The organism is Enterobacter sp. HSTU-ASh6 (assembly GCF_026319105.1).
Classification (GTDB): domain Bacteria; phylum Pseudomonadota; class Gammaproteobacteria; order Enterobacterales; family Enterobacteriaceae; genus Enterobacter; species Enterobacter sichuanensis.
In genome coordinates, this window is sequence record NZ_WSPD01000007.1 from 232,803 (window position 1) to 255,285 (window position 22,483).

Consider the following 22,483-nt stretch of genomic DNA (forward strand, 5'->3'; position numbering starts at 1 on the left):
TACAACACTTAACCCGTCACCCCTTCTTCAACCGGCGGTTTCTCCAGCAGCGTCAGCATCGTATTCGCAATCTCGCGTTCGCCCATCACCACCTTATTCGCGCCGCGCTCGGTGATATATTCCACCTCGTCGTCATAATGCGCCCGGGCGATAATCTCGATATTGGGGCACTTCTCGCGCGCGGAAGCCACAATCTCGCCCGCTTCATAGCCGTTGGGTATGGTCAGCAGCAGCCAGCGGGCGCAGTCCAGATGTGCCAGGTTCATGATCTCTTCGTTCGCCGCATTGCCCAGCACCGCCCGAATGCCGCGCTCGCGCAGCTCGTCGACGCGGGTACGCGAGGTTTCAATCACCACCAGCGGAATACCCTGCGCCATCAGCTTCTCGCCAAGCAGGCTTCCCACGCGGCCAAAGCCGACCAGCAGGGCGTGGTTGCAAATATCCACCGGGATCTGCTTCTCTTCTTCGATGGCCTCTTCGAGGGTCTGCTCTTCCAGGGTTTCGGTTTTATCGAGGTATTTTTCCAGCAGGGCAAACAGCACCGGGTTAAGCATAATCGACAGGATCGCGCCTGCCAGCACCAGGTTTTGCCCGGCCTGCGGCAGCAGATTCAGGGCCATGCCCAGACCGGCGAGAATAAAGGCGAACTCGCCAATCTGCGCCAGGCTGGCGGCGATGGTCAGTGCCGTACGCGGCGAGTGGCCAAACATCCGCACCAGGAAGAAGGCGGCGAGGGACTTACCAAAGATGATGATCGCCAGCGTGCCCAGCACGGCCAGCGGCTGCTGGATCAGAATAAGCGGGTCAAACAACATCCCGACGGAGACGAAGAACAGCACGGCGAAGGCGTCGCGCAGCGGCAGGGTATCGTGCGCCGCGCGATGGCTCAGCTCGGATTCGTTCAGCACCATCCCGGCGAAGAAGGCGCCCAGGGCAAAGGAGACGTCAAACAGCTCAACGGCACCAAAAGCAATGCCCAGCGCCAGCGCCAGCACGGAGAGGGTAAACAGCTCGCGTGAGCCGGTTGCCGCGCTGCGGGACATGATCCACGGGACCAGACGGCGGCCCACCAGCATCATGATGGCGATAAACGCCACCACTTTCCCGATGGTGATACTCATATCCAGCGCCAGTGACGCGAAGCCGATATTGTCTTTTTCCAGCATGCCAGCCACGGCAGGCAGCAGCACCAGCGTCAGGACCATCACCAGGTCTTCAACAATCAGCCAGCCTATCGCGATTTGCCCACGCTGGCTGTCTATCAGCTGTCTCTCTTCAAGCGCACGCAGCAGCACCACGGTACTGGCGGTCGAGAGACACAGCCCAAATACGATGCCGGTCATCAACGACCAGCCCAGCACAGCCGACAGTGCCATCCCCAGCAGCGTCGCCACCCCTATCTGGGCGATCGCTCCCGGTATGGCAATCGACTTTACCGCCATCAAATCCTTCAGGGAAAAATGCAGACCGACGCCAAACATCAGCAGAATCACGCCCAATTCCGCCAGCTCAGGGGCCAGTTTGGTATCCGCCACGAACCCTGGCGTAAACGGCCCGGCCAGGACGCCCGCTAGCAGATAGCCGACAAGAGGAGAAATACGCAGTTTATTGGCAATCATGCCGAGGATAAAAGCGAGCACAAGTCCACCAACAATGGTGGTGATAAGCGGTGTGGCGTGGTGCATTCCGTCTCCTTTCGTTGTGGGTGATCCTTTTTGGTGAAAAACCAAAAACCGAGTAATAGTTTATGACAATTTTTACCCTTATGTTTATGAATAATTGTTGAAGTTTGAATAAAACAGCAATAAGCACCATAAAAAGCGCATTTTGCTAAATTCAGTGAGGGAAGTAGAGGAAACCCTTATGGCATCAGGGGGGCAGGTAGCCAAAGACAAACTTTGGCTACCCCTTATTTACGCTTTGTGGCGGTTATCAGGCAGGAATATGGTCAACATCCCAAGAAGTGGCAGGAAAGCGCAGATTTTATAAACCAGGAAGATGCTGGTGTGATCCGCAACCATCCCCAATACCGCCGCGCCAAGGCCTCCCATACCGAAGGCGAAACCGAAAAAGAGTCCGGAAACCATACCGATACGTCCTGGCAGCAGCTCCTGGGCATAGACCAGAATGGCGGAAAACGCGGAAGCGAGGATAAAACCAATAATCACGGTTAAAATCCCCGTCCATTCAAGGCTGGCGTACGGCAAAATGAGGGTAAAGGGCGCTACGCCGAGGATAGAGCCCCAAATAACATATTTACGCCCAATCTTATCCCCTACAGGCCCGCCAATGACCGTGCCGGCGGCGACGGCGAACAGGAAGGCAAACAGATGGATCTGCGCGTTTTGTACCGATAATCCGAATTTTTGCATCAGATAAAAGGTGTAATAGCTGCTGATGCTCGCCATATAGAAGTATTTCGAGAAAATCAGGATCAGCAGGACGGCCACCGCCAGGATAACCTTATTGCGAGGAAGGGGATTGATAACCTTCGCTTTAGGTTTTCCTTTATTCACCCGATGCTGAGCAGCATACCAGCGGCTGATCTGCGCCAGCACAATAATCGCCAGCAGTGCGGCCAGGACGAACCAGGCCACGTTGCCTTTACCGTAAGGGGCAATAATCACCGCGGCCAGCAATGGGCCGAGGGAGCTACCAAAGTTGCCGCCCACCTGGAAGAGAGACTGCGCCAGACCGTGACGTCCCCCGGAAGCCATACGCGCCACGCGCGAGGACTCTGGATGGAAAACGGACGAGCCGGTACCTACCAGCGCGGCGGCAATCAGCACGGCTTCAAAGCTTCCGGCCATGGCCAGCAGCACCAGTCCGCTTAAGGTAAAGCACATGCCAATCGGCAGCGACCACGGCATTGGGTATTTGTCCGTCCAGTAGCCCACCACCGGCTGCAGCAGTGAAGAAGCCAGCTGGAAGGTCAGGGTGATCATCCCGATCTGCACGAAGGTGAGGGAGAACTCGGACTGCAGCAGCGGATAAATAGCCAGAATTAACGACTGGATCATGTCGTTGAGCAGATGCGAGAGACTGATTGCGCCTAATACTTTAAAGGAGGTGCGCGACGCCGGCGCACCCGGAACGGGCTGGGTTGATTCACTGATTGCCATAGAGAGAATTACCACGTCTTGAGTTAGTAGCGATGCAGGGTGTAATTATTATCCGACTAACATACCCGCCCGGGACCTTTGAAGAAAGTCGCAATTCTGAAAACTTATTTGTCTATTCTTATTAGTCACTGTAATTTCTGCCTTTGTCTATTGGTCAGGGAGAGAGAAGATGAAGTTAATGAAGCGGGGCGTCGCGCTGGCGCTGATTGCCGCCTGGGGTATGGTAAGCCTGCCCGCGCAGGCGTATGAAAAAGACAAAACCTATAAAATCACCATTCTGCATACCAACGATCACCACGGTCATTTCTGGCGCAGTGAATACGGCGAATATGGTCTGTCGGCGCAAAAAACGCTGGTGGACGGCATTCGTAAAGAGGTGGCAGCCCAGGGCGGCAGCGTGCTGTTACTGTCAGGAGGCGATATCAATACCGGCGTGCCGGAATCTGATTTACAGGATGCCGAGCCCGATTTCCGCGGCATGAATCTGATTGGCTACGACGCGATGGCCGTCGGTAACCACGAGTTTGATAACCCTCTGAGCGTGCTGCGTCAGCAGGAAAAATGGGCCAAATTCCCCTTCCTTTCCGCCAATATTTACCAGAAAAGTACCGGCGAGCGCCTGTTTAAGCCCTGGGCGCTGTTTAAGCGTCAGGATCTGAAGATCGCGGTCATTGGCTTAACCACCGACGATACGGCGAAAATTGGCAACCCGGAGTTCTTTACCGATATCGAATTCCGCAAACCGGCGGACGAAGCGAAGCTGGTGATTCAGGAGCTGCAGCAAAACGAAAAGCCGGACGTGATTATCGCCACCACCCACATGGGGCACTACGACAACGGTGAGCACGGCTCGAACGCACCGGGTGACGTGGAGATGGCGCGCAGCCTGCCTGCGGGCTCGCTGGCGATGATTGTGGGTGGTCACTCACAAGATCCGGTGTGTATGGCCTCGGAGAACAAAAAGCAGGTGGATTACGTGCCGGGTACGCCGTGCGCCCCAGACCGTCAGAACGGTATCTGGATTGTGCAGGCGCACGAGTGGGGCAAATACGTGGGCCGGGCGGACTTCGAGTTCCGTAACGGTGAGATGAAGCTGGTGCATTATCAGCTCATTCCGGTCAACCTGAAGAAAAAGGTTACCTACCCGGACGGGAAAAGTGAGCGCGTACTTTACACGCCAGAGATCGCCGAAAACCAGCAAATGCTCTCCCTGCTGACGCCGTTCCAGAACAAAGGTAAGGCGCAGCTGGATGTGAAAATCGGCACGCTGAACGGGCGTCTGGAAGGGGACCGCAGTAAAGTTCGCTTCGTGCAGACCAACATGGGTCACCTGGTACTGGCGGCGCAAATGGCGCGTACCGGCGCTGACTTCGGCGTGATGAGCGGCGGCGGCATTCGTGACTCTATCGAAGGTGGCAACATCACCTATAAAGACGTCCTGAAGGTGCAGCCGTTCGGTAACGTGGTGGTCTATGCCGATATGAGCGGGAAAGAGGTCATTGACTATCTGACCGCCGTGGCGCAGATGAAACCGGATTCCGGGGCCTATCCGCAGTTTGCCAACGTCAGCTTTGTGGCGAAAGACGGCAAGCTTAACGATCTTAAGATTAAAGGTGAACCGGTCGATCCTGGCAAAACCTACCGTCTGGCGACTCTGAGTTTTAACGCCACTGGCGGCGACGGTTATCCGCATATTGATAATAAACCGGGCTACGTGAATACCGGCTTTATTGATGCGGAAGTGCTGAAGCAGTTCATCGAGCAGAATTCACCGATAGACGTGAATGCGTATGAGCCGAAAGGTGAGGTGAGCTGGCAGTAGTGTTGTGCGGCCTGATGCCCTCACCCCAACCCTCTCCCATCGGGAGAGGGCGCGAACACAAAAAACGGTAACGCCTGTTACCGTTTTGCTTTTACCTCGAAGCCGCCACCCGGCTTTTTTTAATCCCGGCGCGCAATATCCGCAAACTTCGCGTCCAGCATTTTCGCCAGATCGCCCGCGGCCAGCTCAATATCCAGCCCGCGTTTGCCTCCGGATATAAAGATGGTGTCAAATTCCTGTGAAGGGGCATCAATCAGCGTCGGCAAACGTTTTTTCTGCCCGAGCGGGCTGATCCCACCCACCAGGTAGCCCGTGGTGCGTTGCGCAACCATCGGGTCGGCCATATCCACCTTCTTCGCCCCCAGGGCTTTGGCGACTTTCTTCAGATCCAGCTGTCCCGCCACCGGCGTAACCGCGACGGCGAGGTGCTTCATGTCGCCATTCACCGCAACCAGCAGCGTTTTATACACCTGGTCCGCGTTCAGGCCCAGCTTGCGCACCACTTCATCACCAAAGTTGGTTTCATTCGGATCGTGATCGTAAGTGTGGATCCGGAAAGAAATGTTGTTTTTTTCGAGTAATTTTACGGCGGGAGTCATAGCTATCCTTCTTACGACAGACAAATCATGCCACCAGCATACGCCTGACGTTTGTCTAAAAAATAGCACCATCTTGCGCAATAGTATTGGCAGTGATGGTCACTTTGAGCGACAATCGGCTCAACCGAAGGTCTCCTTCGGCATAATAAAAACGATGAAATTCCTCTTTGACGGGCCAATAGAAATATTGGCCATTTTTTTATTTCAGCAGCGACGGCAAATTCCCTTCTCCGTACAAATGTAACGCCCCGACCGCCACCACATAATGCCCCGCAGGTAGCGCATGCAGCGTCTGTCGCCAGGCCTGGTTGCGCGCATTCATCAGCACATCGTATAACGATTCGCTGAAGGTCGACGGTAAAGCCAGCTTACCCTCCGCAGGCGGCGCGTCCAGCCACCAGCCAATCATGGTTTGCAGCAGTCGCGCGTTGGTGTGCCAGTGGGTCAGCGTATCATCCAGCAGCATACGGCCGTCGTCGGGAAGCTGTCGCAGGAGCGCAATCTGGCTGTCGGTCCCTTCCAGTTCGATGATGGGCAGACTGCGCGCCCTGGCCACATTCAGCAGCTGGTAATCAATGCCGTAATCACCGCGCAGACCCAGACGCTGCGCCTGCGTGGCCTGCAGCACCATCGCAATTTGCCACAGCGGCAGGGTGTCAATCATGGAAAGCGAGACGCCCGTTTCATCCGCCACGCGCTTCAGCTCCGCAAGCTGGGTTTCATCCAGACGTTCCGCGAGCGTGAGATCGCTCTCCAGGCCAGCGAACGGCGACTCATGGCCGGAGATGTCCGCCTCAACGACCAGTGCGTCGGCGTGTTTCAGCAGCTTGATCAGGCCGGGCGGCAGGGGAGACATATCCTGCGTACCCATATGAATGCTACCTACCAGATGCAGGTGTTGCCCGCCGGGGAGAGAGATATCCAGACCCGGCCAGGCGTAACGGCGAGGAAAGAGGGCGCGAAACGATGTTTTTATACGATTAAACAGACCCATACGCGCTCCATGAATGGAAAGGGTCATGCTAGCGCGTACGAGTACAAGGTTCAATCCTTCGGTTTAAAGCGCAGCAGCCGGTTGGCGTTGCTCACCACGGTGATGGAGGAGAGCGCCATCGCCGCACCGGCGACCACCGGGTTTAGCAGCGTGCCGGTCAGCGGCCATAAAATGCCGGCCGCAATCGGGATACCGAGGGTGTTATAGATAAACGCCCCCAGCAGGTTCTGCTTCATGTTGCGCAACGTGGCTTTTGAAATGGCCAGCGCGTCGGCAACGCCCATCAGGCTATGGCGCATCAGCGTAATGGCGGCGGTTTCAATGGCCACGTCGCTCCCACCCCCCATGGCAATCCCCACGTCCGCCTGGGCCAGCGCCGGGGCATCGTTGATGCCGTCGCCGACCATCGCCACCTGACGGCCCTGACGCTGCAGGTTTTTAATGGCGTCCGCTTTGCCATCCGGCAGTACGCCCGCAATCACCTCGTCAATACCGGCCTCCCGGGCGATGGCGTTTGCCGTTGTTGGGTTATCTCCGGTCAGCATGACCAGACGGTAGCCCGCGCGGTGCAGGCGCTGCAAGGCGTCCACGCTATCCTGACGAAGCGGATCGCGCACGGCCAGCAGCGCGGCGGCCTGGCCATCGACCGCAAGCAGAACCGGCGTGGCGCCCTGAGACGCCTGCGCTTTCAGCTCGCTTTCCAGCGCGGAGGTATCAATACCGTTGTCATTAAGCAATGCCTGGTTGCCCAGCAGCAGCGCGTGGCCTTCGGCTTCACCACTGACGCCGAGCCCGCGCAGGGTACGGAAGTTGCTGACCTGTGGCAGGGCAGATGCATTCGCTTTATCAAGGATGGCGCGCGCCAGCGGATGGCTGGAGCCTTGCTCCAGCGCCGCGGCAAGCCGCAGCGCGTCCGCTTCGGCAATGCCTGCGGTCGTGACGGCCACTACCTGCGGTTTGCCTTCGGTCAGCGTGCCGGTTTTATCAAACACCAGCGTGTCCAGGGTGCTGGCCCGCTGCAGCGCGTCCGCATCCCGCACCAGCACGCCAAACTCGGCGGCGCGGCCTACGCCGGAGATAATCGACATCGGCGTCGCCAGGCCAAGGGCGCACGGACAGGCGATGATCAGCACCGTGGTGGCAATCACCAGGGTATAAACAATCTGCGGCGCCGGGCCGAAGAAATACCAGATCGCCGCGCTCAGCAGGGCAATACCGACCACCACCGGCACAAAAATGGCAGAGATCCTGTCGGCAAGCTGGCCAATCTCCGGCTTACTGCTCTGCGCCTGGCGCACCATGCGAATAATGCGCGACAGCGTGGTGTGGCTGCCGACGGCGCTGGCGGTGAACAGCACGCTGCCGTCCTGTACCACCGTACCGGCATGAACGGCGTCACCGTCTGATTTCTGCTGGGGGATGGGCTCGCCGGTCAGCATCGCTTCATCCAGCCAGGCTTCGCCCTGCGTGATTTTACCGTCAACGGGAACGCGATCGCCCGTGGTCAGACGCAGCGTCATGCCGGGCTGAACCTCGGCCAGCGGGACGCTCTTTTCCCCGTCGTCCGTGACCACGCGCGCGGTTGGCGGGGTTAAATCGAGCAACCTTTCCAGCGCTTTCGAGGAGCGCTGACGGGCGCGGGCTTCCAGCATATGGCCTAAGTTAATCAGACCGATGATCATCGCGCTGGCTTCATAATAGAGATGCCGCGCTTCCATCGGGAACCACTGGGGCCAGACGTTCACGCTCATGGAGTAGAGCCACGCCGCACCCGTGCCGAGCGCAACCAGCGTATCCATCGTCGCGGTACGGTTTTTCAGGCTCTTCCAGGCGCTGGTATAGAAATGACCGCCCGCGAAGACCATCACGCCCAGGGTAATGAGGCCAATGACCAGCCACAGCGTGCGGTTGTCGTCGGTGACCATCATGTTGTCGCCGAGCATCCCCCACACCATCACCGGAATACCCACCAGCAGGGCGACAATCGCCTGCCAGCGGAAGCGCTTCATGGTGGCAATCGCCGTTTCCTGCTGGCGCTCGCGGCGTTCGGCATCATCTTCGATGGCCTCCGCGCCGTAGCCCGCTTTTTCAACGGCCTGCACTAAATCTGCTGCGGAGGCGCTGCCCATCACCAGCGCAGTGCGCTCCGCGAGGTTGACCCGTGCCTGGGCGACGCCCGGTACCGCCTGCAGGGCGTTTTGTACCCGGGAGACGCAGCTGGCGCAGCTCATGCCGTTGATCAGCAGCTGTTGGCTGTCATCAATATCATCCGCTGCCGGAAGCTCAGGAGTGGCCGCTGTCAGTGCTTCCGACGGGGATGATGACTCTGCCAGCGGTTTAGCCTTTGGGTGGCTCAGCTCCGCCCCATAGCCGGCCTGCCTGATGGTATCAATCAGCGCATCCGCGCTGGCGCTGCCGGTAACGGCGGCATGGTCGATAGTGACTTCAGCGCTTTCAACATCGGGGCGCTGTTCAAGGCTTTCTTTTACGCGTTTGACGCAATGACCGCAGGAGAGGCCATCCAGCGTCAGGTCGATAGTGTGAGACATAGTAAAACTCCCGTATAATGATCTGGTCAGTTGTTGACCGATATCGTGCTTTTTACTGACTGTTATGAAGGTTAAACCTTCCATCAAGGGGAAGGTCAAGCATTTAAATGGCTGATTGAAAGGGTTTTTTAAAATCAGTGTCTGCATAGCCTCCACACTTCGACAAAAGTGTCCAGATTACAATGACAAAGCCCCGCTTATTGAGCGGGGCTTTTTTCATAACAAGTTACTCTTCATTGTATCAAGGTTGTTCTGGTTAATGACTTAAACTCCGTTTACTTCCAACCACAAGCTTTTTGAAGCGGTTTCATTGCATCTGAAAGGCCCTTAAGATCGAAGGTTGCACTCACAGGGGCTTCATTGTATGGGGTGATTCTGGTGAACATTTTGTCTGCTTTAGCTAGAGATTTAATAAAGTCGATGTCACTGCCCTTGTAAAAAACCGCTTTGGTATCAGTTGAGATAGACCATTCTTTTTCAACTGCTTTCTGCTTATCCAAGCGGTAAAGCATACTCGTTTGCTCAAGGCCCAGGTACACATCCCAGTTAATGAATAACTCCGTTTTCTTTTCACGGCAGGCTACATACATTGTTGGCATCACACTTTCACCAAAAGGCGTTCGAATGTAATCATTACTGTTAAGTGAGAGGATTATGTTTTTTGAGTCGTCTACAGGTGAGGTGCTTATTGATGTTTGCCACTTGCCAGGGTTAGAAACAAAATTTTGTGTAGCTTCAGTTTCTGCGGATGTATTCTGCGGGAATAACTTATCGAAACATTCCAGCCTTTTGGTGCCATTAATTTCACTTTGGCACTCTAACAACTTTGCTCGGTCAGGTTGCTGATAATCAGTTTTTACTGACGTGTTTATCGTACTTGTTGTTGCTTTAAACGTTGGTGAGAAAAAACGATCGTAACAAGATAGTCGTTTATCGTTATCTTTCTCCTCAGGACATTGATCTCTACTCTCGAATTTATTAGCACTTTGTGTTCGTGATGGCGGTATTGATTTATCGTAACAAGAAAGTCGTTCAGCATCATTTTCTATAGCCCGACATTCAAGGACCGCATTAAAGTTTTTATGTTCACTTTCTGCGTATACAGACACTGCATTGAGGATCATAAATGATGCTATTACATTTAAAAAAAGCTTTTTCATTTAATCATCCTTTTGGTCTGGTGAGGAATACAAGGATACCGATGATTATGTCGCCTATAACCCAGACACTAGCAATTGCCATTAAACCTAGACCGGTACCAATTGCAGCCCCAGCTCTTTCTGCATCGGAAGTTGCGTGATTTATTACTTCACTACTACCACCAACTCCCGCGAAGAGGCAGTAGATCATAAATAAGTTGAACAGTATAAAAGCCCACTTGATGACTTTTCCAAAAAGCGAACGTCGTGGCTTTTTAAGCTGCTTCCCACATGACGGGCAACGCAATGCTGTATCACTTACATCCTTAAGACACTCTGGACAGCTAACCAATGCCATAAACCAATCTCCTTTGATTAATAAGAATCTTATCTTTTTGTTACAAAACATTAGGATTTTATCGGATTTGGACGCATTGACAAGAGAAAAGCCCCGATACATCACTGGCTTTTATTTAGATAATCAGGTTGAGTTGAGTATTTCCATAGTGCAAGGCGGGAAAGGCATCGCGCGGGATATCGGCAAAGTATGAGTTTCTTAACATCAAATCGGCAACGCGCAACGATTTGTGCGACGCTCACTGCATCTCGCCGCAGATGATGGGCGCAATGCCGGAAGGCACTGGATCTCTCGGTGATGTTGAGAAGGCCGGGCGCGTCTTCGCCATCAACGAAATATTGCCCTTGAAGGAAGCAATAAAAGACATTAATGGCTGGCTCGGTGAGGAAGTGATCCGCTTCAATTTCTACGCTCTGCTCAAAGACGAGTGGCCCATTATACCCGCCGCACATCCTGCGGCGGTTCTCCTTCAGTAATTTTCAATCAACGCATAACCCACCATAACCTAAATCCGTTCTGCACGAAATTTATCGCCTCTCACTCTGAGCCCATCAGCGCCACTCTGGCAATCGCAAACTGCAATTGACCCCCGCACACCCAAAAGCGAGAAAGTGCGCGTAGGAGGCAGGAAACACCGAAGTATGGCTTTTAAGGGCATTCCTTCCCTCGCGTGGGCTGTTCCCCCTTCATCTGCGCGCGACATTTGCTCCATTTTCTTGCTTTTGCCTATCCTGGGGCAGACCACGCCGCCACAGGATGGAAAGGGTATAAATAGCTTCAAAAATATTGTACAAATTTGTGCGCTGTTGTGCAGACATTTTCTAAAAAAATCCCGCCGAAGCGGGACTTTTGATCTCTGAAACTTTTTAAGAAGTTTTCATTCGATACGCAAACATTGAAATTACATTCTCAGAATCCACTCTTGACACAGAAACCAAAGTGTCATCATTAGCAAGTTCTGCGAGCATCGTAGGGGTTATGCTTAAACGCTGGGCCAATGTTTCAATATCCACTGACATATCATTTAACAGACATTTCATTGCTTTACTGAATAGCTCTGGCTTCTCACAAGGGATCAAATAATCTTCTTTCTCATCAATAGCCTCACCCTTTCGCTTGAGACCAAAAAAGGCGGTTTTGTATTGAGTGTCAGTCAAAAGCCCAAGTTGATGTGCTCTATAAATGATCGCGGCCTTACTCACTTTCCACGTTAATTTAAACTGGCTGAGACCTTTCCAGTCGATTCGACCGCCAATCGGACGTGGAAAATATTTCGCCATAGCTGTTCTTGGCAAAAGCAATGCAGACGCGAAGCGGTTAGCCTGCGATTCAGTAGCCCTGTCTCCAGTAGAGACACCTTCATGCAAGATTAAATGTGCCACCTCGTGTGCTATGTCAAAACGCTGACGGCAGGGTGACTTTTTAGCTGTATTCCTTACGATAAATGGTCGACTTAAAGGAACAGAAAGAGCATCAACATCGTCAGAAACAGAATCAAAAGAAGTGACAAATGCTCCCAGCTTTTCAGCAAGACGAGTCATGTTATCGATCGGCCCAAAACCGAGTCCCCAGTCAGTCCGGCATTTCTCTGCCGCTTTTTCGATATCCTCTTGTGTATTCACTTTCAGTTCAGGAAATCTAACTTGTGGTAAATCCAGATACTCTTCAAAAATATCAATAAGTCGTCGATATAGCTCAGCCTTGGCGAGAGTCGCCATTTTTGTGGCGACTCTCGTAGAACTACGCTTGCGGAAGTGAACGATCTCTTCATTAACAGGAGACTGCCATTGCTCTTCGAAAAAATGAGGCATCACCAGCAAGACGGCAGCTAATTTATTAGCAAGCTCGGGTGTGGGAACAGCCGTGCCGGATTCCAGCCGCTGAATATACTGGCGGGTCTTATCAACCCGCTCAGCTACTTGCTCCAGCGATAACTCGTGATACAGACGAGCCAATCTTAAATTAGAACCGTTAAACACTTTTCACCTTCTACTCATTAATCTTTATCGCTCTCTTTTTCTTCCTTTTCGGGACGAGAAGGGCGAATGTCATCAAGCTCAATTCTAACAGACTCTGGCGGTGTATCATCAGTAGAGTGCAACAATGCCGTTGTTGGTTCATCGTTATACGTCCACTTGGATACCTCTTCGTCCAAAGCGTTGTAACCAATGAAGTGAACCTTAGCTCCCTCACCCTCAAATTCGGGTTTCTCAACAACAAAGCGATGCAAAACTGGAATGTTTACCTCAGGAGCAAAAAGCTGATCTGCAGGATTCCTGCGATAAAAACCATCCTTTTTAGGATTGGCTGGGTCATCAGTGAAGAAACGCACAGGAATTGTATCAATAGTAAAAGTGATGTCTAAACCGGCATTGGTGAGATGAAGCCAGTCGTACTGACCACTCAAACATAAATCAATAAGCAACTGCCACTGACGCCCAAAAGTACAAGTAGAGCGTGTATAGTTGTTATCCAGTGTGGTCGAAAGTTGAGCGTATGTGTCATTTAAGACCTGTAACAATTCTTTAGCAATAATTGTTAAACGCTCTTCTGTTAATTGTGGGTGAAAGTCCCATGGTAAAGGCTTCTTAGACATCAATCCAAATCTCCGCGAGTGCAAATATCAAACTTTGTCAACCTGAATGATGGTGCAGATTCCTTGATATGTCAACTAACCCCTGTTAATTTTTACAGTCACTTTCCAGCGCGCAACGCATTTAATGATGACGGGGGCAACATCATTGCTTTACAGTGGATATTGGGCCATGCGGATATTTCTCAAACGATGATTTATGCGCATTTCGCACCTGATTATTTGCTGGATGCTGTGAGCTATAATCTTCTCAGCGGAATATCCACATTGTGTCCACACTCTGGAGGCAACGAGGGGGATTTGCGGGTCAGTTAAGTCTATAAAATACTGATTCGGCGCAGCATCTTACAGGGTTGCGCCTGTCAGAATCCCACCATCAAGGGGAAGGTCAAGGGGGAAATGTGAATATCAGCGATGTGGCGAAAAAAACCGGTTTAACCAGCAAAGCGATTCGCTTTTATGAAGAGAAGGGGCTGGTGACGCCGCCGCTGCGCAGTGAAAACGGCTACCGCAGCTACACGCAGCTGCATCTGGATGAGCTGACGTTACTGCGCCAGGCGAGGCAGGTCGGGTTTAATCTGGAAGAGTGCGGTGAGCTGGTTAATCTGTTTAATGATCCGAAGCGTCACAGCGCAGACGTGAAAAAACGCACCCTGGAAAAAGTGGCCGAGATTGAACGCCACATCATTGAGCTACAGGCGATGCGCGAACAGCTGCTACAGCTCGCGGAATCCTGTCCGGGGGATGACAGCGCCGACTGCCCGATTATCGATAATCTTGCCGGCTGCTGCCATCGTAAGACCTCTGCTTAGCAGGCTTTAATCCGCAGGGTAATGCCTTGCACCGCAATGACCTCAACCCGCGTGCCGGCGCTGAGGTCTTCGTCGGCGACCACCGGCCACGAGCTGTCGCCCACGCGCATATGTCCACGTCCGTTCACCAGCGCGGTATCAAGCGTAAAACGCTGGCCGACAATCTGCTGTCCGCGCTGGTTGAGATGAGCGTCCACCGGTTTCTGCTCGTTAACCTGTCGGTTAAGCCAGCGCCACCACAGCCACGCGGCCACCAGCGTCAGCACGGCAAACAATGCCCCCTGCCACGCCCAGTCAAGCGGCAGAAGCCAGACGAGCAGCCCGGTAATGACCGCGGCGACACCGCTCCACAGCAGGTAGCCATTGCCGCCCAGCATCTCCGCGGCCAGCAATAACCCCCCAAGGCTTAGCCAGAAAGCGTGAGGATGTGCGACGATGAGCTCAATCATTTTTTACGCTCGTTCCCGCTGTCTTTGATCAGTTCAGCAATCCCGGCGATAGAGCCCATCAGGCTGCTGGCATCCAGCGGCATCATCACCACTTTGCTGTTATTGGCGGAGCCGATCTCTTTCAGTGCATCGGTATATTTCTGCGCGACGAAGTAGTTCACCGCCTGGATATCACCGGCGGCAATCGCCTCGGACACCATTTGCGTTGCGCGGGCTTCCGCTTCGGCAGAACGTTCACGCGCTTCCGCCTGTAAGAACGCGGACTGACGATCGCCTTCCGCTTTCAGGATCTGCGACTGTTTTTCCCCTTCCGCCTTCAGGATCTCAGCCTGACGTACCCCTTCCGCTTCCAGAATGTAGGCTCGTTTGGTTCGCTCAGCCTTCATCTGCGCGTTCATGGAGGCGATCAGTTCCGCAGGCGGTCGCACATCGCGGATCTCGATGCGGGTCACTTTAATGCCCCACGGGTTCGTCGCTTCATCAACAATGTGCAGCAGGCGGGTATTGATGCTGTCGCGCTGGGAGAGCATTTCATCCAGCTCCATCGAGCCGAGCACGGTACGGATGTTGGTCATCGTCAGGTTGACGATCGCCAGCTCCAGGTTGCTCACCTCATACGCTGCTTTTGGCGCATCTATCACCTGAATAAAGCAGACGGCGTCAATGGTGACGTTGGCGTTATCCTTCGAGATCACTTCCTGGGAAGGAATATCCAGAACCTGTTCCATCATGTTGATCTTACGGCCAATCCGGTCCATGAACGGGACAATCAGGCTTAATCCAGGCTGGAGCGTGTTGGTATAACGACCGAAACGCTCAACGGTCCACTGATAACCCTGAGGAACAATTTTGACGCCTGCGCCCACAATAACCAGAGCAACAAAAATAAGGACTGGAACAACAATAAGCATAAAAACCTCCTGTTTTGCATGCCGTGATGAGAGAACGTGTGTGTTTATTGCTCATAAGTATATCGGCTATCCGGTTGAAATTCGCCTCTGAAAATAGACTGGAAAAAGATTATCCTACAGACGGTTCTTACAAGACGCGGTTAACGGAAGCGGAATGAACAATAAAAAAAACCTGTTACAACTCAGGGATATTGGATTTCGTGTCGGGGATAACACTATCCTTCAGCACGTTGAATTTAGCCTGTCGCCGGGCGAGTTTAAATTAATCACCGGGCCATCAGGCTGTGGCAAAAGCACCTTGCTGAAGATTGTGGCCTCGCTGCTCAGTCCCACAGAGGGGACCCTTCTCTTTGAAGGCCAGGACGTTGCGTCGCTCTCTCCGGAAAACTATCGCCAGCAGGTCTCTTATTGCGTACAGACCCCGGCGCTGTTTGGCGATACGGTCTATGACAACCTGATTTTTCCGTGGAAAATTCGCCATAAAACGCCGGAGCCGGAACGGTTTATCAACGATCTGGCCCGCTTTGGCCTGGCGCAGGAGACGCTGACCCAATCCATCAATGCGCTGTCGGGCGGAGAAAAACAGCGCGTCTCGCTGATCCGCAATCTGCAGTTTTTACCGAAGGTGTTGTTGCTGGACGAGATCACCAGCGCGCTCGATGACACCAACAAACGCAACGTCAACGAGATTATTCATCGTTACGTTCGCGAGCAGAATATTGCCGTGCTGTGGGTCACGCACGACGCTAACGAAATTAGTCATGCGGATGACGTGATTAGGCTGCAGCCGCACGGCGGGAAAATGCAGGAGGCAAACCGTGGGTGAGCATAATATTACGAACGAATCTCTGGCGTTTTCCATGGTGCTGGTGCTGATTGCGATTGTGGTCAGCTACCGGGAAAAGCTGGGCCTGGAAAAAGACATTGTGTGGAGTATCTGCCGCGCGGTGATTCAACTCATCATCGTCGGCTATGTGCTGAAATACATTTTCAACGTTAATCACGCGGTGCTTACGCTGCTGATGGTGCTCTTTATCTGCTTTAACGCGGCGTGGAATGCGAAAAAACGCAGTAAATACATTGATAAAGCGTTTATCTCGTCGTTTATCGCGATTACCACCGGCACGGCGCTCACGCTGGCGGTGCTGGTGCTTTCCGGCTCGATTGAGTTTACGCCGATGCAGGTTATCCCTATCTCCGGGATGATTGCGGGGAACGCCATGGTGGCCGTTGGGCTGTGTTACAACAACCTCGGCCAGCGTTTCAGCAGCGAACAGCAGCAGTTGCAGGAGAAATTAAGCCTGGGGGCAACGCCAAAAGTGGCCTCGGCGCGGCTGATTCGTGAGAGCATTCGTTCATCGCTGATCCCGACCGTGGATTCCGCCAAAACGGTGGGGCTGGTCAGCCTGCCGGGAATGATGTCGGGGCTGATTTTCGCCGGTATCGATCCGGTAAAAGCGATTAAGTATCAGATCATGGTGACGTTTATGCTGCTCTCCACGGCCAGCCTGTCCACCATCATTGCCTGTTACCTGACCTACCGGAAGTTCTACAACGCGCGCCACCAGCTGGTGGTGACGCAGTTGAAAAAGACAGGGTGATATGGCTTTTGTAGGCCCGGTAAGGCGAAGCCGCCACCGGGCTTTTTTGTCAGTAGAGCAGGGCGTACAGCTGACGGCGATATTTCGACGCCAGCGCATCACCGGTGCCCAGCGCGGCCAGGATCTCCTGGAACATCTTGCGCGCCTGGCCGTCTGCGGCAGCAAGGTCTTTTTGCAGATGACCAAACAGCAGCTCAAGCGCCTCTTCGTTACGTCCCACCTGATGCAGCTGCAGTGCCAGCTGGCTTGCCAGCGCCGCATCGGCCGGGTTATCGGCAACCTGCTGTTGCAGTTGCTGAATTTCCGGGGTATCCGCGGCCTGCTTCAGCAGCTCAATTTGCGCCACCAGCCCCTGATAGCGGGTATCCTGATCCTGCAGCGGAACGGTCCTGAGGACAGCTTCTGCGTCTTCTGAACGGTGCAGGGCAATCTGCGTTTCCGCCAGCAGCAGGCCAATCTGGCTGTTCTGCTTCGACAGCTGCCACGCCTCTTTGAGCAGCGGCAGCGCCTCGTCATATTTGCCTTCCTGCATCAGCGCCATGCCTTCCTGCGCTTTCAGCTCCTCTTCGCGCGGCAACACTTTATCCAGCAGGGCACGAATGGCCTCTTCCGGCTGCGGTCCCTGGAAGCCATCCACAGGCTGACCGTCCTGGAACAGATAGACGGTGGGGATCGCGCGCAAACCAAACTGAGACGCCACCATTGGCTGTGCGTCACAGTCCAGTTTGGCGAGAATGAACTGACCATTGTACTGGGCGGCAAGGCTTTCCAGCACCGGCGTCAGCTGCAGACAGTGTTGGCTGCGTTCAGACCAGAAGTAGAACAGCACCGGTTTGGTCATCGACTGTTCAAGGGTCTGTTGCAGGTTTGCTTCAGTGATATTGACGATATTCTGTACGGACATGCGGCCTTCTCTTTTATCGGTTTACTCTTTACATGGGGATGCGCGTCGTCGCTTCAACTCAACCGTGTAAAATTTTGTCCATCATCCGGCCCGGCAGCAGACGTTTTAACCAGCCTACGGCATGGGTGACCAGCGTCACCGGATAGCGCATTTTGGGATTGTCACTCTCAAAAGCATGGCGCACTTTGGCCACCACCGCTTCGGGTCCGAGCGTAAAACGTGCGGCAATGCCGGGGTTCTCGACCGGTTTATCCGCCTGCGTCTGGTTAACGTTTTCGGTAAAGCGGGTGCGGATCGGGCCTGGTTCAATCAGGCTGACCTTAATGCCGCTGTGGCGTAGCTCCATGCGCAGGGCGTCGGACCAGGCTTCCAGCGCATATTTGCTGGCGGCATAGGCGCCGCGACCTGGGGTTGAAATCAGCCCCATCACGGAGGACGTCATCACGATGCGCCCTTCACCATGCGGCAGCATCGCGGGGAGCAGGCGCATGGTGAGCTGATGTACGCCGAAGAAGTTAGTCGAAAACTGTTTCTCCAGCGTTTCGCGGGAGAGGGTATCCAGCGGACCGTACACGCCATAACCCGCATTATTAAACAGCCCGTAGAGGCGATTGCCGGTCAGGGCGATCACCTCATCCGCGGCGCGATCAACGCTCTCCGGCGAGTCCATATCCAGCAACACGCCGGTAAAGCCCAGCCCGTTCATGCGTTCGACATCGTCGGGTTTGCGGCAGGCCGCCAGCACCCAATATCCCTGGCGCTTTAATTCGAGCGCGCTTTCAAGGCCGATTCCACTGGAACATCCTGTTATTAAGACCGATTTTTGCATAACTTTACCTGTCAGGATCTCCGCTTAATCAGGAGTCATGGTTAACTAAAGGAGCCAGCCGCGTTGCCATCCAGTCGGCAATAAACGGCTGCGCATCGCGATTGGGGTGGATCCCGTCGTCCTGCATCCACTGGGGTTTGAGATAGACCTCTTCCATGAAAAATGGCAGCAGCGGAATATCAAACTCTTTGGCAAGCTTAGGGTAGATCGCGCTAAAGGCTTCATTATACCGACGACCGTAGTTGGCGGGCAGGCGAATTTGCATCAGCAGCGGCTGGGCGTTTGCCGCCCGGATGTCCTGCAAAATGGTGCGCAGGGTCTGTTCCGTTTGCTGAGGCTGGAAACCGCGTAAGCCATCATTGCCGCCAAGCTCAACCAGCACCCAGCGCGGCTGATGCTGTTTGAGTAGCGCAGGCAGGCGCGACAACCCCTGCTGCGAGGTATCACCGCTGATGCTGGCGTTGATAACCGTCGTTTTGCTCTGCCATTTGTCATTGAGCAGGGCGGGCCAGGCCGCGCTGGCCGCCATACGATAGCCTGCGCTCAGGCTGTCACCGAGAACCAGTAACGTGTCCGCTGCCGCCGCGCGGAAGGTCATCAGAATCAAAAACAGGAAGGGCAAATGCCAGCGGAAAACAGTGTTGAAGTTCATCATCTTAAGAAGTCCGTCGGTCAGGGGGAACACGAGCTTTCCATCCTTACTGGAGTTGAACTCGTTGTCAAACGCGCTGAAACCATCGCGCTGATTGGCGAATCGGGCTCTGGTAAGTCCACCCTGCTGGCGATTTTGGCCGGTCTGGACGACGGCAGCAGCGGTGAGGTCCATCTTGTCGGGCAGCCGCTGCATCAGCTTGATGAAGAGGCGCGCGCCGCGTTACGCGCACGTCATGTGGGTTTTGTCTTTCAGTCCTTCATGCTGATCCCCACCCTCAACGCGCTGGAAAACGTCGAGCTCCCGGCGCTTCTGCGCGGGGAAAATAGCCGTGACAGCCGCGCTCACGCGAAGGAGCTGCTAGAACAGCTCGGTCTGGGGAAACGTCTCGACCATCTTCCCGCGCAGCTTTCCGGCGGCGAGCAGCAGCGCGTGGCGCTGGCGCGGGCGTTTAACGGCCGCCCTGAAGTGCTGTTTGCCGATGAGCCCACCGGTAACCTTGACCGTAAAACCGGCGACCGGATTGCCGACCTGCTGTTTTCACTTAACCGCGAACACGGCACTACGCTGATCCTCGTCACCCACGATCCGCAGCTTGCCGCCCGCTGCGACCGGCGCCTGCGGCTGGTGAACGGTATGCTTCAGGAGGAGACATGATTACCCGCTGGTTCTGGCGCGAGTGGCGTTCCCCCTCGCTACTGATTGTCTGGCTGGCGCTAAGCCTGGCGGTGGCCTGCGTGCTGGCGCTCGGCAGCGTCAGCGACCGGATGGAAAAAGGGCTCAGCCAGCAGAGCCGGGAGTTTATGGCGGGAGACCGGGCGCTGCAAAGTTCGCGCGCCGTTCCGCCGGGCTGGATTGACGAAGCGCGCAGGCGGGGGCTGACGGTGGGAGAACAGCTAAGCTTCCAGACGATGACCTTCGCGGGCGACACGCCGCAGCTGGCGAGCGTTAAGGCCGTCGATGAGATCTACCCGATGTACGGCGAACTGCAGACCAGCCCGCCCGGGCTGAAGCCTGCGCCCGGTACGGTACTGCTGGCTCCCCGGCTGATGGCGCTGCTGAATCTGAAAACTGGCGACAGCATCGACGTCGGCGATGCCACACTGAAAATCGCCGGGGAAGTGGTGCAGGAGCCGGACTCCGGCTTTAACCCCTTCCAGCTTGCGCCACGCCTGCTGATGAACACCGCGGATGTCGCGGCAACCCATGCGGTCCAGCCGGGCAGCCGCGTCACCTGGCGCTACAAGTTTGGCGGCACGCCTGCCGAGCTTAATGACTATGAAAAATGGCTTCTGCCGCAGCTCAAACCGGAGCACCGCTGGTACGGGCTGGAGCAGGACGAGGGGGCGCTCGGTAAATCACTGGAGCGTTCCCAGCAGTTCCTGCTGCTGTCGGCACTGTTGACCCTGCTGCTGGCGGTGGCGGCGGTCGCTGTTGCGATGGGGCACTACTGCCGCAGCCGCTATGACCTGGTGGCGATCCTCAAAACGCTCGGCGCAGGGCGCAAGCAACTTCGCAAACTGATTGTCGGCCAGTGGCTGATGCTGCTTGCCCTCTCCGCGCTAACCGGCGGGATAATGGGGCTGCTGTTTGAAAAACTGCTGATGGTAATGCTGAAACCGGTACTCCCGGCCGCATTGCCGCCGGCCAGTTTCTGGCCGTGGCTGTGGGCGATGGGCGCGATGACGGTGATCTCGGTGCTGGTGGGGCTACGACCCTACCGCCTGCTGCTCGCGACGCAGCCGCTGCGCGTGCTCCGCAACGATGTGGTGGCGAACGTCTGGCCGCTGAAGTTCTACCTGCCGGTGATTATGGCGGTGGCGGTGGGGCTGCTGGCCTGGCTGATGGGGGGCAGCACGCTGCTGTGGGCCGTGCTGGCCGGGGCGGTGGTTCTGGCGCTGCTCTGCGGCGTGCTGGGCTGGATACTGCTCAACGTCCTGAAAAGGCTGACGGTAAAATCCCTGCCCGTGCGCCTGGCGGTGAACCGTCTGCTGCATCAGCCGTGGTCAACGCTGAGCCAGCTGTCGGCCTTTTCGCTGTCGTTTATGCTGCTGGCCCTGCTGCTCGTGCTGCGTGGCGATCTGCTCGACCGCTGGCAGCAGCAGCTCCCGCCGGAAAGCCCGAACTATTTCCTGATCAATATCGCCCCTGAGCAGGTCACGCCGCTGAAGGCGTTCCTGTCTGAGCACCATATCATCCCGGAGGCGTTCTATCCCATCGTTCGCGCGCGGCTCACGCAGATCAACGGCGTGCCAACGGAAGGGAACAAGGACGAGTCGCTTAACCGCGAGCTCAACCTGACGTGGCAGGAAAAACGGCCCGATCATAACCCGATTACGGCCGGCACCTGGCCGCCAAAAGTGGGAGAGGTGTCGATGGAAGAGGGGCTGGCGACGCGCCTGAACGTGAAGCCGGGAGACCGCGTCACCTTTACCGGCGATACCCAGGATTTTACCGCGAAGGTGACCAGCCTGCGTAAAGTGGACTGGGAGAGCCTGCGGCCTAACTTCTTCTTCATCTTCCCGCCGGGAGCGCTGGACGGACAGCCGCAGAGCTGGCTCACCAGCTTCCGCTGGGAAAAGGGCAACGGCATGCTCACCCAGCTAAACCGGGAGTTTCCGACGGTCAGCCTGCTGGATATTGGGGCGATCCTGAAGCAGGTGGGGCAGGTGCTGGAGCAGGTGAGCCGTGCGCTGGAGGTGATGGTGGTGCTGGTGACGATTTGCGGCGTGCTGTTGCTGCTGGCCCAGGTGCAGGTGGGCATGCGCCAGCGTCATCAGGAACTGGTGGTTTACCGCACGCTGGGAGCCGGTAAGCGGCTGCTGCGGATGACGCTCTGGAGCGAGTTCGCCCTGCTGGGGCTGGTGGCCGGTCTGGTGGCGGCCATTGGCGCTGAGACGGCCCTGGCGGTGTTGCAGACAAAGGTCTTTGACTTCCCGTGGGAGCCTGACTGGCGTCTCTGGTTGACCCTGCCTCTCTGCGGTGCTGTGCTGCTTTCCCTTTGCGGCGGCTGGCTCGGCACGCGGCTGTTAAAGGGCAAAGCCCTGTTCCGTCAGTTTGCCAGTTGATTTAGCTCGGTGATAATTGCGTGTCGGATTTTAATGCCGGCACGCAATGTTTAAATAGCACAAAGTGATAATACCCACTCA

The 22,483-nt window shown here is 55.2% G+C and carries 20 protein-coding genes and 2 pseudogenes; 8 read left to right on the forward strand and 14 right to left on the reverse strand.

The window, feature by feature from the left end:
* Positions 1-8: 8 nt before the first annotated feature.
* Positions 9-1,685 (reverse strand): YbaL family putative K(+) efflux transporter, encoded by a 1,677-nt coding sequence (gene ybaL / locus GM298_RS11250; protein ID WP_045286618.1) that lies wholly within the window; start codon positions 1,683-1,685, stop codon positions 9-11.
* Between the two features lie 228 nt (positions 1,686-1,913).
* The gene (locus GM298_RS11255) at positions 1,914-3,122 is read right to left on the reverse strand and encodes an MFS transporter (RefSeq protein ID WP_045286619.1); all 1,209 of its coding nucleotides are present in this window, start codon (positions 3,120-3,122) and stop codon (positions 1,914-1,916) included.
* A 169-nt stretch (positions 3,123-3,291) separates the two neighbouring features.
* Between GM298_RS11255 and ushA the strand changes: the two genes are divergently transcribed.
* Positions 3,292-4,944 (forward strand): bifunctional UDP-sugar hydrolase/5'-nucleotidase UshA, encoded by a 1,653-nt coding sequence (gene ushA / locus GM298_RS11260; protein WP_126800451.1) that lies wholly within the window; start codon positions 3,292-3,294, stop codon positions 4,942-4,944.
* A gap of 119 nt (positions 4,945-5,063) precedes the next feature.
* Here ushA and ybaK read toward each other — a convergent pair whose 3' ends face one another.
* From ybaK to GM298_RS11285, 5 genes are all read right to left on the reverse strand, one after another.
* Entirely contained in the window at positions 5,064-5,543 is a 480-nt protein-coding gene (gene ybaK / locus GM298_RS11265) for a Cys-tRNA(Pro)/Cys-tRNA(Cys) deacylase YbaK (protein WP_023343509.1), read from the reverse strand.
* Positions 5,544-5,742: 199 nt separating this feature from the next.
* A complete protein-coding gene (locus GM298_RS11270; protein ID WP_262747708.1) occupies positions 5,743-6,537 on the reverse strand; it encodes a TraB/GumN family protein in 795 nt (264 codons plus the stop codon).
* 50 nt (positions 6,538-6,587) lie between these two features.
* Complete coding sequence (gene copA / locus GM298_RS11275; protein WP_045286623.1) at positions 6,588-9,086, reverse strand: copper-exporting P-type ATPase CopA; 2,499 nt, start codon at positions 9,084-9,086, stop codon at positions 6,588-6,590.
* 275 nt (positions 9,087-9,361) lie between these two features.
* The gene (locus tag GM298_RS11280) at positions 9,362-10,246 is read right to left on the reverse strand and encodes a type VI secretion system-associated protein TagO (RefSeq protein WP_266154119.1); all 885 of its coding nucleotides are present in this window, start codon (positions 10,244-10,246) and stop codon (positions 9,362-9,364) included.
* 4 nt (positions 10,247-10,250) lie between these two features.
* Positions 10,251-10,583 (reverse strand): hypothetical protein, encoded by a 333-nt coding sequence (locus tag GM298_RS11285; protein ID WP_266154120.1) that lies wholly within the window; start codon positions 10,581-10,583, stop codon positions 10,251-10,253.
* Positions 10,584-10,759: 176 nt separating this feature from the next.
* On the opposite strand from GM298_RS11285, the pseudogene GM298_RS11290 reads away from it, so the two are divergent.
* Positions 10,760-11,059: pseudogene (locus GM298_RS11290) on the forward strand (hypothetical protein); the annotation flags it as partial.
* A 390-nt stretch (positions 11,060-11,449) separates the two neighbouring features.
* On the opposite strand, the gene GM298_RS11295 reads toward GM298_RS11290, so the two are convergent.
* Both GM298_RS11295 and GM298_RS11300 read right to left on the reverse strand, forming a co-directional pair.
* Entirely contained in the window at positions 11,450-12,562 is a 1,113-nt protein-coding gene (locus tag GM298_RS11295; RefSeq protein ID WP_266154121.1) for an XRE family transcriptional regulator, read from the reverse strand.
* Positions 12,563-12,579: 17 nt separating this feature from the next.
* Complete coding sequence (locus tag GM298_RS11300; RefSeq protein WP_047364042.1) at positions 12,580-13,179, reverse strand: hypothetical protein; 600 nt, start codon at positions 13,177-13,179, stop codon at positions 12,580-12,582.
* Positions 13,180-13,269: 90 nt separating this feature from the next.
* Between GM298_RS11300 and GM298_RS11305 the strand changes: the two are divergent.
* Together GM298_RS11305 and cueR are read left to right on the forward strand one after the other, a co-directional pair.
* A pseudogene (locus GM298_RS11305) lies at positions 13,270-13,491 on the forward strand (integrase); the annotation flags it as partial.
* An 86-nt stretch (positions 13,492-13,577) separates the two neighbouring features.
* Positions 13,578-13,988 (forward strand): Cu(I)-responsive transcriptional regulator, encoded by a 411-nt coding sequence (cueR, locus tag GM298_RS11310; protein ID WP_025756136.1) that lies wholly within the window; start codon positions 13,578-13,580, stop codon positions 13,986-13,988.
* On the opposite strand, the gene GM298_RS11315 is transcribed toward cueR, so the two are convergent.
* Positions 13,985-14,437, reverse strand: coding sequence for an NfeD family protein (locus tag GM298_RS11315; RefSeq protein WP_025756135.1), 453 nt, complete (start codon positions 14,435-14,437; stop codon positions 13,985-13,987). The two genes, cueR and GM298_RS11315, sit on opposite strands and share 4 nt — an antisense overlap.
* Positions 14,434-15,348 (reverse strand): SPFH domain-containing protein, encoded by a 915-nt coding sequence (locus GM298_RS11320; protein ID WP_008499312.1) that lies wholly within the window; start codon positions 15,346-15,348, stop codon positions 14,434-14,436. The genes GM298_RS11315 and GM298_RS11320 overlap by 4 nt, the downstream gene beginning before the upstream one ends.
* A 154-nt stretch (positions 15,349-15,502) precedes the next feature.
* On the opposite strand from GM298_RS11320, the gene fetA reads away from it, so the two are divergent.
* Positions 15,503-16,174 (forward strand): iron efflux ABC transporter ATP-binding subunit FetA, encoded by a 672-nt coding sequence (gene fetA / locus GM298_RS11325; RefSeq protein ID WP_266154122.1) that lies wholly within the window; start codon positions 15,503-15,505, stop codon positions 16,172-16,174.
* Positions 16,167-16,949: an iron efflux ABC transporter permease subunit FetB gene (gene fetB, locus GM298_RS11330; RefSeq protein ID WP_024906866.1), complete on the forward strand. Its 783-nt coding sequence runs from the start codon at positions 16,167-16,169 to the stop codon at positions 16,947-16,949. The genes fetA and fetB overlap by 8 nt, the downstream gene beginning before the upstream one ends.
* 49 nt (positions 16,950-16,998) lie before the next feature.
* Here fetB and GM298_RS11335 read toward each other — a convergent pair whose 3' ends face one another.
* From GM298_RS11335 to tesA, 3 genes are read right to left on the reverse strand one after another with little or no spacing between them, the layout of a single operon-like run.
* On the reverse strand, positions 16,999-17,853 hold the full coding sequence (locus tag GM298_RS11335; protein ID WP_266154123.1) for a co-chaperone YbbN: 855 nt from the start codon (positions 17,851-17,853) through the stop codon (positions 16,999-17,001).
* A gap of 58 nt (positions 17,854-17,911) precedes the next feature.
* Positions 17,912-18,682: an SDR family oxidoreductase gene (locus GM298_RS11340; protein WP_025756132.1), complete on the reverse strand. Its 771-nt coding sequence runs from the start codon at positions 18,680-18,682 to the stop codon at positions 17,912-17,914.
* A 28-nt stretch (positions 18,683-18,710) separates the two neighbouring features.
* Positions 18,711-19,337: a multifunctional acyl-CoA thioesterase I/protease I/lysophospholipase L1 gene (gene tesA / locus GM298_RS11345; protein WP_123072405.1), complete on the reverse strand. Its 627-nt coding sequence runs from the start codon at positions 19,335-19,337 to the stop codon at positions 18,711-18,713.
* On the opposite strand from tesA, the gene ybbA reads away from it, so the two are divergent.
* Entirely contained in the window at positions 19,305-19,991 is a 687-nt protein-coding gene (gene ybbA, locus GM298_RS11350; RefSeq protein ID WP_266154124.1) for a putative ABC transporter ATP-binding protein YbbA, read from the forward strand. The genes tesA and ybbA overlap by 33 nt on opposite strands.
* Positions 19,988-22,402 carry a putative ABC transporter permease subunit YbbP gene (ybbP, locus tag GM298_RS11355; RefSeq protein WP_266154125.1) on the forward strand — a complete coding sequence of 805 codons (2,415 nt, stop codon included), beginning with the start codon at positions 19,988-19,990 and terminating at the stop codon, positions 22,400-22,402. Before ybbA ends, ybbP begins: the two co-directional genes overlap by 4 nt.
* Positions 22,403-22,483 lie beyond the last annotated feature (81 nt).